Source organism: Luteibacter sp. HAY1-4A (assembly GCF_056755355.1).
In genome coordinates this window covers 1-13,146 of sequence record NZ_JBNDHZ010000049.1, presented here as the reverse complement: position 1 = coordinate 13,146, position 13,146 = coordinate 1, and the positions used below count along the sequence as shown (strand labels likewise).

At 66.3% G+C, this 13,146-nt stretch carries 9 protein-coding genes; 6 read left to right on the top strand and 3 right to left on the bottom strand.

Going from position 1 to position 13,146, the window contains the following annotated elements; all coding sequences use genetic code 11:
* Positions 1-177 precede the first annotated feature (177 nt).
* From ACPYOD_RS15395 to lanKC, 6 genes are all read left to right on the top strand, one after another.
* A complete protein-coding gene (locus tag ACPYOD_RS15395; protein ID WP_481302592.1) occupies positions 178-942 on the top strand; it encodes an ABC transporter ATP-binding protein in 765 nt (254 codons plus the stop codon).
* On the top strand, positions 939-3,266 hold the full coding sequence (locus ACPYOD_RS15390) for an ABC transporter permease (protein WP_481302591.1): 2,328 nt from the start codon (positions 939-941) through the stop codon (positions 3,264-3,266). Before ACPYOD_RS15395 ends, ACPYOD_RS15390 begins: the two co-directional genes overlap by 4 nt.
* 19 nt (positions 3,267-3,285) lie before the next feature.
* The gene (locus ACPYOD_RS15385) at positions 3,286-4,662 is read left to right on the top strand and encodes a sigma-54-dependent transcriptional regulator (protein ID WP_481302590.1); all 1,377 of its coding nucleotides are present in this window, start codon (positions 3,286-3,288) and stop codon (positions 4,660-4,662) included.
* A gap of 34 nt (positions 4,663-4,696) precedes the next feature.
* Positions 4,697-6,025 carry a sensor histidine kinase gene (locus ACPYOD_RS15380; protein ID WP_481302589.1) on the top strand — a complete coding sequence of 443 codons (1,329 nt, stop codon included), beginning with the start codon at positions 4,697-4,699 and terminating at the stop codon, positions 6,023-6,025.
* Positions 6,026-6,225: 200 nt separating this feature from the next.
* A complete protein-coding gene (locus ACPYOD_RS15375) occupies positions 6,226-6,360 on the top strand; it encodes a hypothetical protein (RefSeq protein ID WP_481302588.1) in 135 nt (44 codons plus the stop codon).
* Positions 6,361-6,428: 68 nt separating this feature from the next.
* Positions 6,429-9,098, top strand: a complete 2,670-nt coding sequence (lanKC, locus tag ACPYOD_RS15370; RefSeq protein ID WP_481302587.1) for a class III lanthionine synthetase LanKC — start codon at positions 6,429-6,431, stop codon at positions 9,096-9,098.
* Between the two features lie 112 nt (positions 9,099-9,210).
* On the opposite strand, the gene ACPYOD_RS15365 is transcribed toward lanKC, so the two are convergent.
* The 3 genes from ACPYOD_RS15365 to ACPYOD_RS15355 form a co-directional block, all read right to left on the bottom strand.
* Positions 9,211-11,517, bottom strand: a complete 2,307-nt coding sequence (locus ACPYOD_RS15365; protein ID WP_481302586.1) for a TonB-dependent receptor — start codon at positions 11,515-11,517, stop codon at positions 9,211-9,213.
* Positions 11,518-11,568: 51 nt separating this feature from the next.
* Positions 11,569-11,922: a DUF2946 domain-containing protein gene (locus ACPYOD_RS15360; protein ID WP_481302585.1), complete on the bottom strand. Its 354-nt coding sequence runs from the start codon at positions 11,920-11,922 to the stop codon at positions 11,569-11,571.
* A gap of 133 nt (positions 11,923-12,055) precedes the next feature.
* The coding region (locus tag ACPYOD_RS15355; protein ID WP_481302584.1) for an efflux MFS transporter permease at positions 12,056-13,146 on the bottom strand (1,091 nt) is incomplete at its 5' end.

Genomic DNA, 13,146 nt, shown 5'->3' with positions numbered 1-13,146 from the left:
CGCTTGGCGAAAGGACTGGCCGTGCCGCCGCCGATGGGCAAAACGGCAGGCGATGCACGTGACGTAACTATCGTTACGTGTTTCCGGCAACATCTGAAGGATTGCTGTTTGGGACGGGTTCGGCCAACACGGGAAGCCACCGCGCTGCGCTATGTTCGCCGTATACGGAGTCGCGCAATGCAGAGTCCTCCCAAGCCACCGATCATTGAAATGCGAGGCATCGGCAAGGCGTTTCCCGCCGGATCGACCGAATGCCATGTTTTGACCGACATTTACCTGAATGTGCGGCAGGGTGAATTCATTTCGGTAGCCGGGCCCTCGGGCTGCGGCAAGACGACGCTCCTGTCACTGATGGGGCTGCTCGACGTGCCGACGAAGGGCGAACTGCGCCTGGGCGGACAATCGGTGCAGCACCTGGGGCGCGCGGAGCGTGCCGTGTTGCGTAACCGGCACATCGGCTTCGTGTTCCAGGCATTCAACCTCATCGACGACCTCAGCGTGGCGGACAACGTTGCCTTGCCGCTCTCGTTTCGAACGAGCGTTTCGCGGCACGAACGTGAGCGACGCGTGCGGGACGCGCTTGCCAGCGTCGGCATGGCACACCGCATGCGCCACTACCCGTCCCAGCTGTCCGGTGGGCAGAAGCAACGCGCCGCGGTTGCACGCGCACTCGTCGGCAATCCATCCATCCTTCTCGCCGACGAACCGACTGGAAACCTGGACCTGCGGAACGGCGAGGCGGTGATGGCGCTCCTGTGCCACCTCCATGCCGAGGGACGCACGATCTGCATGGTTACCCACGACGAGCGTTTCGGAGCCATGGCCGAGCGCACGATACGGCTACTGGACGGACACATCGTAGACGAGTGCACGCACCAGCAACGGATTGCGGAATCGGAATCGGGTTTCGATCGCTACAGTCTAGGCGAGCCGGTGCAGTGACCCGCCCTCGGCACGATTCCCGCGATGCGCATGCGCTCGCGCGTTGGCCAGCCTTCGTGTTGTTGGCTTCGGCGACGCTATCGTTGGGAGTGGCTGCGGCGGTCGCCGGCGTCACGCTGCTCGACGCCGTGCTGCAGGCGCCCCCGTGGCCTAACCACGACCAGGTCGCAATTTATGGCCGCCGCACTGTCGACGATGCCATGCGCGCGATCTCCCCGCGGCTTTACGATGCGGTCGGCCATCCGCCCATGGTGCTGTCGCGAGGAGCGGCGAGCCTTCCCGAAAGGGTGAACGTCGTCGCCGGCCGCTACAGGGCGATCCTTCATGCCCAGCGGGTCGACGCCGGCTTCCTGCCTACCCTCGGCGTGGCTCCCTCCGAGGTTTCGGCCGACGGCGTCCTGGTGTCCCGGGCACTGCGTGACCGCCTGGCGATGGTCGTGCCCGACATCGTTGGCCAGACGATCGTTGTCGACGGACGCAGAATGGAAGTTCGCGGCGTGCTGCCTGCGGCATACCGGTTCTTCTCGGATGTCGACCTGCTCCTTCCGCTGGAGCTTCCTCAAAACTCCTCGGTACTGGCGGGCAACATGACGGCCGTGGCGTTGTTGGCGTCCGCAGCGGATATTCAATCGTTCTCGACATACGTGGCGCGTGTCGCCAGCGAAGACGGCCGCTGGCAGGGCGCCACCCCCATCGACGATCTCGTTGCGCGAGGTGCGCGCACGCCCTTATGGATATTCGCCCTCTCCGGCGCGCTCGTACTGGCCATCGCCGGAACGAACATCTCGCACCTCATGTCGACACGCATGTTTGGCCGCCTGGATGTCACGGCCGTAAAGATGGTATTCGGCGCGAGGTGGGAGGCCTGGCTGCCGGCAGGTGTCGATGCCCTCGTGGTTGGCCTGCTGTCCTGCGCGGCGGGCATGCCTGCCGGTGCGGCACTGGTGCGCTTGTTCCTGCCGTTCGTTCCTCCCGCATGGCTTGTCTCGGCCGTGCCGCCCGCGCCGGGATGGCGGGTGTTTTCGCTCGTCGCGGCGATGACGCTGGCGATACTCGCCGTTGCGACCGCAAGTGGAGCGGCACGCGTCATGGGCCGCCTGATCCAGCGGGAACGAACGATGATGAGTGGTGCTCCCGCAATGCGCGCATCGTCCGGACGGGGCGCCTCCGCGTTGGTGCTTGTGCAGGTTGCCCTGGCCACCTTGCTCGTTTCGCAGGGCATGATGGCGGTGTCGCGTGCCTGGCGATTGGCCCGGACACCACCAGGTTTCGAAAGCGCCAACGGCGTGGTGATGGAACTGCATCCCCCGATCGGCACGTATCCTGGGAAGGACGATGTCGTTCGCCTGACCGATGCCATACGCGTGACGGTATCGGCACTACCGGGCGTGGAATCCGTGGGTTGGTCCACTGAGCTCCCCGCGGGCCGGGGCTTCCGCATGCCGTTCGTGCGCAGCGATGGCAGCAGCGAGTTCGTTCCCTTCGCGGTGACCTCGCCTGGCGGCAACGAGGCCATGGGCTTGCGGATACTCTCCGGGCGGCCAATCGATGAGACCGACGGCCCCCGCTCCGCCCGCATAGCGATGGTGAACGAAGCCTACCTGCGTTCGTTCGGCGGCCATGGTATCGGCGATTTCGTTCGTCCGGCGGGCCGGACAGCGCGGGATGCCCGCATCGTAGGCATCGTTGGCGACACCCGACGCGACGGCAATGCCACGGCGGTGCCGGTAGTGTACGTTCCGCTCGCGCAGGTCGATCCGCGCGTCTTCGCACTGATGCGTCAACTGCAGCCGCTCTATGTCGCGATCCGCGGGCACGCCGCGGCGATGGCTGCGGATAGCGTGCTGCCGTCCATCATCGACAAGAAGGCACCTTCGCTGGCCTTGTCGCCGCCCGACCCGCTCGAGCGTATAGCGGGTGCGCCGTTGGCCAGCGCGCGCCGGGACGTTGCGTTGTTCGCGACCCTTTCGGGATTCGCCGTTGGACTGGCTGGAGCCGGCCAGTATGCGGTGCATTCCGTTGAAGTCGCCGCGTCCCGTTACGCGATGAGCCTGCGCATGGCCTTGGGCGCCACCCCCGGCCACTTGTATGCCCACGTTTTCGGGAAGGCGTTCCGTGTGGCTTTGGGCGGCATAGCCCTCGGCCTGTTCGGTACGTATGCCATACAGCATTTCTGGCGCGGGATGGCGATGCCGGTGGGTGGCGGCATCGGTGTGTCCGTGGCCGCTGCGCTTGTCATGGCGATGGTCACTGCGGTCGCCGTAGCCGCACCCGCGCGTCGCGCCGCGGCGATCGAGCCGTGGCGAGTGCTCCGCAGCGATTGATCAGTGGGGAACCGCAGGTATGTCCAGAAGTCATGAAGTCGCAGCACCGGTGCTCGTCGTCGACGATCATCCGGACATCCGACTCGCGCTACGCATCCTATTGCAGTCGGAAGGCATTTCTTCCGTCGACGTGGGTTCCACGGTAGCGGCACTCGACGCCGTGGCGCGAACCGAGTTCGCCTGCGCTGTCGTCGACCTCAACTACACATCGGACACGACATCCGGTATCGAAGGTCTGGAACTCGTCACGCGCCTGCGCCAGGAGGCCCCGGAGGTTCCCCTGGTGGCCATGACCGCCTGGGGCAGCATCGACATAGCGGTGCGTGCCATGCGCCTGGGTGCGTCCGATTTCATCGAGAAACCCTGGAACAACGAGCACATCGTCCACACCATTCGCACGCAGATCGCACTGCGCCGGATGCAGGAAGAGAACCGGCTGCTGCGCGCGGAAACCGCGTTGTCGCGACAGGCGGGCGAGATGATCCGCATCGCGGAGTCCTCGTCGATGCGCCGCGTATTCGAGCTGATCGACCGCATTGCCAGCGGCGATGCCAACGTGCTCGTGCTTGGCGAGAACGGCACGGGCAAGTCGCTCGTGGCGCGCGAGATCCACGCCCTGTCGCCCCGCGCAGAGCAACCGGTCATTCGCATCGACATGGGTACGTTGCCGGAGTCTCGTTTCGCCGAGGAAATGTTCGGCGAAGATCTTCCGACGCCGCGCCCCGGCCGGTTCGAGCTGGCGCACGGCGGCAGCCTCATCCTTGAGGAAGTGGGCAGCATCCATCCGCTCCAGCAAGTGAAGCTGCTACGGGTCGTCGAAGAAGGGGAACTGGAACGTTGCGGCGGCATGCGCACGCGACAGGTGAACGTGCGAGTCATCTCCACTTCGAACGCCGACCTAGATGCCGCGATACGCCATGATCGCTTCCGCCGCGACCTGCTGTATCGGCTCAATGCCATGCAGGTGCGCCTGCCGCCGCTGCGTGAACGACAGGAAGACATCGTGCCTCTCGCGCGCCACTTCGTCCTTCGCGAGTGCCGTCGACGTGGCCGTGGCGCCATGCTGCTGACGCCGTCGGCGGAACGAGCCTTGCGCGGGTATGCCTGGCCCGGCAACGTGCGTGAACTCGAGCATACGATCGAGCGAGCGGTACTGCTGGCCACTCGGGACGACATAGACGCCGATGCCCTGTCGCTGCAACGGCGCGCGGACGAACCCGTGGTGCTCGACAGCCTGACCCTCCCCGAAGCCGAAGAATTGTTGATAAGGCAGGCGGTCGAGCGCCACGACCACAACCTCCAGCGGGCGGCCGACGCTTTAGGTATCTCGCGCCAGGCCTTGTACCGCCGTCTGGAGAAGCGGCGAGCCAGGAATGGACTGGAACCGATCAGCTGAAAATCCGGTCAACCTGTCTTTCGGCGGGAGCACCTTGAATCTCGACGCGCGTTCCAACAGCCTTGCGTCCGGCGCGGTGCCGACTGTTGGCATCGTGCTGCTACCCCTGGCCGCGACGGGCGGAGCGCTTGTGGTCATGGAGGATCTGTCCTGGCAGCTTCGGCTCGGTCTTTTCAGTTTCGGCATGTCGTTCACCATCGCGCTCGCGTGGCTCGTTGGAGGGCGTATGCTGCGCACCCTGCGCACGGTCACCGATCTGCTCGGCGCCCTGCGCGAGGGAGACTATTCGTTGCGGGGGCGCGTGCGGCCTGGATGCGATCCGTTGCAGGGGCTGGTCGCGGACGTCAACCTGCTGTCCGACAAGTTGCGGGAGGGACGGCGCAAGCGCACGGAAACCTCGCGCTTCCTGGGCAAGACGCTCACGGCCCTGAAGGACCCGGTATTCGTCGTCGACGACGCAGGAAAGCTGCGTGTGATCAACGCCGCGGCGCGCAAGCTGATCGACGCGGAGCGCGCGGCCGTGCTCGGTCGCGACCTGGCTTCGCTGGGCTTGGCGGAGGCGCTCGGTGCGCCAGACAACGCTGTCTTCCATGGCCGTTTTCCGGGTGGCGAGGGGCGTTGGGCGGTACGTCACGCCGCATGGCGAAGCGACGGCCGCGAGCATCGCCTGATCATGCTGCGCGACCTGAGCGCGGCCCTGGGACAGGAGGAACGTCGTGCGTGGCAACGCCTCATCCGCGTGTTGAGTCACGAGCTCAACAATTCGCTGACTCCGATCGCTTCCCTGGCGGGAAGCCTGGCCACCCTCCTGGACGACTGCCGTGTGGAGGAGGTCCGCGACGACCTGCACCTCGGCCTCGACGTGATCGGGCGTCGCGCAACCTCGCTTGCCCGCTTCCTGTCCGGATACGGCAAGCTCGCTCGTCTTCCGCCGCCGCGCCCGAACCTGTTTCGCCTTGACCTTGCCTTGTCCAGGCTGGCGCTGCTGGAGCGTCGGCTTGGCATTGTCGTGGCAGGCACGGAAGCCGTCGCGCTGTACGGGGACGAGGACCAGTTGAGTCAGGCGTTCATCAACCTCCTGCGCAACGCCGTGGAAGCGGCGCTGCCTGTCGGCGGCGGCGTCCGCCTGGATTGGCACTCAGAAGGACGCCGCGTCCGCATCGTCATAGAAGACGACGGCATGGGCCTGCCGGAGAGCGACGCACTGTTCGTGCCGTTCTTCACCACCAAGCCCGAAGGCTCGGGCATCGGCCTCAGCCTGACGCGGCTGATTGTGGAGGCTCACGGGGGAACGGTGGAATTGGAGGAGCGTACCGATGGCCGTGGCGCGGTCGCCACCGTTCGCCTTCCGCTGTCCGATTGAGCGTCCGCGCTGTCCGGACCCGGACACAGGTGTCCATTATCGGACAGACCGGTGACCGATTTCGATAAGACGCATGCGAAAAATCGACATTCATGGCCCTGGCAAGGCAATTCGCAAGGATTCCGCCTTGAGCATGCGGACGCCTGCCGCCTAGATTCGCCCGGCGCATAGGGCGCGCAACATCAATGATCGAGGACGACATGAACCGTATCCTGGAACTGCAACTCCTGCAGGTCGACATGGCGACGCAGAACGAGACGAACGAAACCAACTACAGCACGTGCAGCCACAGCGCCTGCTCGACGGCGAACGGCGACGGGTTCGAGGATCTCTGACACCGCGGGGCGGTGGCAGATGGCCACCGCCCCTGTCGTCAAGCAAGGACTTCGCAAGGGCGTGCAGTATGGAGCGGTACACGGAATTGTTGCAGTACACCGCCGTCGATCGAGAGTTCTTCGAACCGTACGGCAAGCGGGAGATCGACCCGGGCGACTTCGCCAGGCCCGTGCAGCGCATCCTTCCACCTACATGGACGATGCGACGGTCCGGAATATGGATGCATTGCCAGCCGCCCGCGGCCGACTTGCCCGCGCAGGGCTGGAAGATCCACGTGTCCAGCGTGGCGTCGACGGCGCGCATCGTGCTGTCGATTGCCGCCGCGACGCTCGCCGCCTCAGGCACCGCCTTCAAGTTCGCCGCCGATGCGCGCATGCTTGCAGCGATCAACGGAAAACGTTGGCCGCGCGGCGGTTCGGGGAAGTTCATCACCGTCTATCCGCGCAGCGTGGACGATTTCCGGCGCATCGTCGACGACCTGTACGTAGCGCTCTCGGGTTATGTCGGGCCGTACATCCTCAGCGATCGACGGTACCGCGATTCGCGGGTGCTCTATTACCGCTATGGCGGAATCGCAGGCCAATACCGCACAACGTCGGACGGCCGGCGCGAATATGTGCTGCGTTCGCCGGACGGCAATCTCGAGGTCGACGAGCGCAAGCCGCATTTCCATCTTCCCGCCTGGCTGCGCGATCCGTTTCCACAGGAGGGCGCCGATGCCGGCAGCGATCACGCACACCTCGGCGGCGGCCGGTTTCGCATTCGGCGTGCGCTCTCGTTTTCGTCCTCCGGCGGCATCTACCTGGGTGACGACCTGGACGCGGGGCGCCGGGTGATCATCAAGGAAGCGCGTCCCTATATCGGTGGTGGGGACACGTCCGCGGCCACGCTCCGGAAGGAATTCCGGCTGCTCCGCAGGCTGGCCCCGCACGGCGTGGCACCACTGCCAGTAGCGCACTTCCGCGACTGGGAGCACAGCTATCTCGTCGAGGAGTACATCGAAGGGGATACCCTCCGCCACTGGTTGGCGCGCCGCTATCCCTGGCTGAAGACGCGAACGACGCGCGAGAACGTGCAGCGTTACCTTGAGGAAATCGTAGCCGTGTTCACGCGCTTCGCGGAGGCGCTCGACCTTGCGCACGGTGCCGGCGTCTCGCTCGGCGATCTCTCGTTCCACAACTGCATCGTCACGCCGGAAGGCGGCTTGCGCCTGATCGACCTGGAGACGGCGGTGGAGGAGGGGCTCGATTTACCGATGGACGTACGCACGCCGGGGTTCGCCTCGCCGCGGCCGCTGCGCGATCATCCGGACGCTGCGCGCGCCGAAGACGCCTACGCGTTCGGCGCGAACCTCCTGGCCGCGGTGATGCCGATGAACGCCATGTTGCCGTTGGACCGCCAGTCCGCGACGCGGTTCGTGCGGCGCCTGAGTGGAGACCTGGGCTATCCGCGGGAGCTCGCGCCCATCATCGATTCACTGCTGGATATCGACGCCACGAGGCGCGCCTCGCCGGTGGAGGCGATGAAGCGCCTGCGTGCCGCGCTGGAGACTTCACCGGCAATCTGCCCCACCGTAAGCAACGCGCCGCCGCCGGACCATGCGAACGAGCTTTTCTCGTACGTCGACGCCATGGCGAAGCGTGCGAGGCCCGATCGATACGTTCCCGCGGGGCCCGAAGTCTTCCAGTCGCATCCCTGGGGAGCGGCCCACGGTGCGGCGGGCGTATTGCATGCTTACCTTCGTGGTGGCCGGACGCCGCCGGAGGGATTGGTGGCGTTCGTTGCGGATGGTGCACGCCGGAAGCAGGACCGCGGTACGAGCCTGATGTACGGCGACGCTGGCATCGCATGGGTACTGTTCGATGCAGGCGAGCGGGAACTGGCGGCGGAGATGCTGCGCGGCCACATGCCCGACGCCGCCATTTGCGAACGCGCCGGACTGCATGACGGCCTCGCCGGTTGGGGCCTCGCCCGTATCAAGGCGTGGCGCGAGACGGCGGAGGAGGAATTCCTCGCCGCCGCCGCGGAGGCAGGCGAGGTGTTGCTACGGAAGGCGGCGCGCGGTGAAGGCTCGCTGTGCTGGCCGAATGGCGACGTGCAGCCGGTCGGCCTCGGTCATGGTGCCGCGGGTGTCGCACTGTTCCTTCTGCACCTGAATGTGGCGACAGGCGACGAGCGTTTCCTGCGCGCCGCCGACGCCGCACTGTCGTTCGACCTCGCTCAACGCGGCAGCAATCCCGACGGTGATTCGACGTGGCCGAAACAGGTCGGCGGCATCACGATGTTCCCGTACCTTCGGCACGGCACGGCAGGTATCGTCGCAGTGGCCGCACGTTTCCATGCCTGTACCGGCGACGCAAGGTATCGTCACGCCGTGCGTGGCGCCGAAGCGGACCTGATGCGCCGGCACGCCATTTCGCCCAGCCTTTTCGATGGGCTCACCGGCATCGGCGAAACGTTGCTGGACCTCGCCGGCATTTTTCCGGATAGCGCAACCTCGTACCTCGCCGCCGCTCGGCACATTGCCCGCGGCATCGAGCCGTTCCTCGTGCCGAGGGACGAAGGCTTGGCTGTTCCCGGCGTCGAACTGCTGCGCCTGAGCTGCGACTTCGCAACGGGCAACGCGGGCGTGGGTGCTTTCTTCGATCGCCTCCATCGCGGTGGCGCGGCGTCCTTCATGCTCGACGAGCACCTGTCGCTCGGCGCATGGAAACCGCCCGCGAACGTGATGGCATGAGGTTCCGCTACGTCGCTCCCTAACGATGCAGCGGTGCGGCGCCCACCGGCCGGGGAGGCCGGTGGGCGCCTTTTTTTTGCGCATGCAGGTGCCTGCGTCCCCCGCCCCGAACTCACAGGTGGAACTTCGCCTCCACGAGCCACGTCCGCGACGGGTACGGGTAGTACACGTAGTAGCGCCGGTCGGTGAGGTTGTCCACGCCGACGCCGAGGTCCACGTGGTCGCTTGCCTTCCACGACACCTTCGCATCGAAGGTCAGGAAGTCGCTGGCGCCGCCGAAGGTGTCGGGGTTGATGTCGCTGTGGTCGAGGGTGTTGTACTGGCGGCCCGAGTAACGCCCGGCCAGTGTGAGCGCAAGGCGTTCGGTGGCGCGCCAGGTGGCCACCAGGTTCGCGCGCCAGCGCGGGATGCGGTAGAACTGCTTGCCTTCGGAGGCGGGATTGCGGCGGTTGCGCACCGTGGTTGCCTGCGTGTACGCCGCGTTGGCGGTGAGGTCGAGGCCTTGCCAAAGCACGTCGCGTGCCTGGTAGCTGGCTTCGGCACCGCGCGTACGCACCAGCCCGACGTTCTGCACGTTGGTCACGTTCGGGAACGCCGTGGTGTCGGTCTGGCTGAAAAGCGTGTTCCGCGTGTCGCTGCGGAACACGCTGAATCGCGCCACGCCATTTTCGCGATACCACTCCGCCGAGAGTTCGCGCGACAGATCGTTCTCTGGCTTCAGGTTCGGATCGTTGTTCACGAGCGCGATGCCGTTGAAGGTACCCTGGAACAGTTCGTTGACGGTGGGGAAGCGATAGGCGCGGGCCGCGGACAGACGTAGCAGCACGGAGTCGCTGGCGGTCCATGCCAGTGAGGCTTTCGGCGAGGTGTGCGATTCCTTTCGTTCCGGATAACCGACCCGCGCAGTAGCGGTCGAGCGTGATCCGCCAAACGCCCTCCATTGTTCGTAGCGGGCACCGACGGTAAGGCGCCAGCGGTCCGCCAGCTGCCATGCATCCTGCAGGTAGACCGCCTGGGTCTGCGTGCTGCCGCCATTGGCGGACGCGAGCGGGCCGGCGCCGCCGGTGCGCCATGCGTCCAGCGCATAGCTGGCGTTGTCGAGCCGGTATCCGTCGTAGTGGTAGCCAAAGCTCACGGTGTGCGTGTTCGGTCCGGCACCTTCCGGCGTATGGCTGGCGCGCAGGTCGAACGTGCGCCAGCGGCTGCCGTCGCCGGCCGTGAGTAGCCCTGCATCGTCGTATGTCACCCCCGAGGCGGCACGGTCGCGGTTCCGGTCCATGTCGAAGTAGGAGATATTGCCCTCGACGTTCCAGCCCGACTCCTTGTGTGTACCCAGGGACAGTCCGTAGAGATAGTTGCGGCTTTGCCGTGTGCTGGGCGCGAAGAAGTTCGCCGGCAGCGTGTACTGCCTGCCGCCGATCGTGACGGGTCCCGACCACACGGGCTGTCCTTGAGCGTCGCGCAGGAAGGTGTCCGTGCGATGCGACAGGTCTTGTTTCCAATAGCCTGCCGTCAGTGCGCCGGTGAGTTGCGGGGTGAAGTCGTAGGTGAGGCGCACGTGTGCTTCGTCCTGGCTGCTGGCTTCCTGTCCTTCGCTGTTGACGCCGAGGACTTGCCTGGGCAGACCGTTGGCGCCGCTGTCGGCAATGGCACCCGTGACGGGATTGACCATCCCCGGACGCGTCGAGGTGGCTTGCGTCGCATACACCAGCGGCTGGCCGTTCGCTTGCAGGTGCGACACGCCCACGAGGAACGCGAAGGCGCCCGTCCGGTTGCCGATGGTGGCCGCCTGGCGGCTGCCGCCGAAGTCGCGATCCACCCCGTACGTGTCGACGTGCTGGGTGAATGCCTGTGCCTCGGCGGTGACTTCCAGCCGATCCGGCATGCGCGTGGTCATGAGCACGGTGGCGCCGATGGCGTTGCCTGGATAGAGCGCCGAGTAGGCGCCGTAGATCACGTCGACGCGCGCGAGGTTTTCGGGAAACGCCATGGACCAGCGCGGCGGGTTTGCCCAGTTGTTGCCGAGCAGGTTGGAGAGCAGCAGGCCGTCGAGGTAGACGAGTCCGCGCGCACTCTGTTGGTTGCTGGTGCCGCGCACCGAGAACGTGGAGTTCTCGTCACCGACGAAGCGCTTCCGGATACCGAAGGCGGGAAGGTACTTCAGCGCGTCCTCGGTATTGATGACATTGAGGCGGTCGAGCTGCGCCGCGCTGACGGTTTCCACCGCGGCCGGCATGTCGGGATCGACACTGCTCGCGGCATGCGTCGCCGAGACGCGCACTTCGCGCAAGGTGGTGGCGCGCTGCGGATCGCTGTCAGTGACTTCGGCATCGCCGGCGTGGGCGGCAAGCGAGGCGGCGCCCATGGCGCAGGCGATAGCGCGCGCAAGCGCGCGCCCGTGGGAAGGAGGCAAGGGCATGACAAAGGGTCCGTTGTCGTTGTCGTTGGCGTGGGTCGTGGATCGAAACGATCAGACGCGCGCGGACGGTGGACCTCGGGCGGGGGCGTGAACGAGACGGACGGGTGGTCCGGCGCGCGGCGCGGGTACGATGCCGGGCGCGTGTGTGAGCGGCGCAAGCGCATGCGCGATGAAGACGCCACCGGCCATCGCGGGTTGTTGCGCAAAAAGCGTGCAGTAGCCGCAGGCGGCGTCGCAGTCTCCGTCGCTTCGCGGCGCCTCGGGCATGGACGCATGGTTCATGCCGTGGTGGTGCATGCCAGCCATCGAGGCGGAGGCGTGCGCGTGCGTGTGCATCGCCATCGCGCCGAGGGTGCGCGACGTGGTGGGCGCGAGCACGATGAGCCAGGTGGCGACCAGCGCCATCCATTGCCACCATGCTGTTCGTGCCGGGCCTTGTCGCACCGGGGCTACCCTCGTTCAACCCTGGACATGGGTCCAGGGATGATCGCACGGCCCCATGTGAATCCCATGCGACACGGTGTCGCTGTGCACGTGACTACCAGGGCCGCGGCGGCACGGCCGGCGGGGGCGCACCGATGGCGGGCGCCTCGCGCAGGCACAGCACGAGGCATACGCCCAGCAGCCCCACGAAGGCGGCAAGCAGGAAGCCGTCGAGGGCGGAAAGCGTGAACGCCTGCGCGCGCACCGCCGCGGCGAGGAGACCCGTGCCACGCGCGTCGGCACCGCCGGCACCCTGGGTGAGCGGCCCCATGGCCTGGGCATAGCTTGCGATGCGTTCCATGGTCGTGGGATCGCCGGCCGTCACGTGCTGCCCGATCAGGTAGGAATGCCACTGCTCCGCCTTGCGCGTGAACACGATCAGCACCGACGTACCCAGCTGTCCGCCGAACAGCCGCGCCGTCTGGATGATCGCGCCGAACGTGATGCCGTCGGCGGGGCCGAGGTGGTGGCCGAAGAAGTAGATGATGGCGGTGAGCTCGAGCGTTTCGCCCATGGCCTGGAGGAGCAGGGCGACGCTGAAATTCGCCTCCACCCACTGCGACGTGATGCCCGTGGCGAGGAGGAAACCGGCCGTGGCGATCGTAAGCCCCGCGCCGATGGCGAAACGCGGCTCGATGCGCCCGAGCATCCATGCCACCGTCGGGGCGATGACGAGCTGGGGCAGGGCGACCCACAGCAGCGCGTTGCCCACTTCCAGCGGTCGCAGGCCGCGCACCTGGATGAGGTAATTGGCCACCAGCGAATTGCTGGCGGTCACCAGGAAGCGCGTGACGAGCACGAGCACGATCAGCACGATCACGTTGCGCCGGACGAGCAGGGCGAAATCGATGCTGGGTGTCTCCAGCGTGGATTCGTGCAGCAGGAAAAGACCCAGGGCGATCACGCCGAGTGCGAGCAGGGTGACCACGAGCGTCGACGAGAACCAGTCGAGGCGGTCGCCTTGGTCCAGCGCGATGAACACGAGCGTGAAACCGGCAGCGCCAAGCAACATGCCGCGGAAATCGCCATGGCGGAGGTAGTCGTGGTCGATCGGGAGGCGGCGCAGGCCGAACCAATACAGTACGAAGAGCGGACCGGCCACCACGGTGTTCTGCCAGAAGACCCAGTGCCATGTGGCGTGCTCCA

Excerpts from the sequence above, each read along its gene's own strand:
- ACPYOD_RS15385 (WP_481302590.1), top strand. The coding sequence starts at position 3,286 with ATGTCCAGAAGTCATGAAGTCGCAGCACCGGTGCTCGTCGTCGACGAT.
- lanKC (WP_481302587.1), top strand. The coding sequence starts at position 6,429 with ATGGAGCGGTACACGGAATTGTTGCAGTACACCGCCGTCGATCGAGAG.
- ACPYOD_RS15365 (WP_481302586.1), bottom strand. The coding sequence starts at position 11,517 with ATGCCCTTGCCTCCTTCCCACGGGCGCGCGCTTGCGCGCGCTATCGCC.
- ACPYOD_RS15395 (WP_481302592.1), top strand. The coding sequence starts at position 178 with ATGCAGAGTCCTCCCAAGCCACCGATCATTGAAATGCGAGGCATCGGC.
- ACPYOD_RS15360 (WP_481302585.1), bottom strand. The coding sequence starts at position 11,922 with ATGGCGCTGGTCGCCACCTGGCTCATCGTGCTCGCGCCCACCACGTCG.
- ACPYOD_RS15375 (WP_481302588.1), top strand. The coding sequence starts at position 6,226 with ATGAACCGTATCCTGGAACTGCAACTCCTGCAGGTCGACATGGCGACG.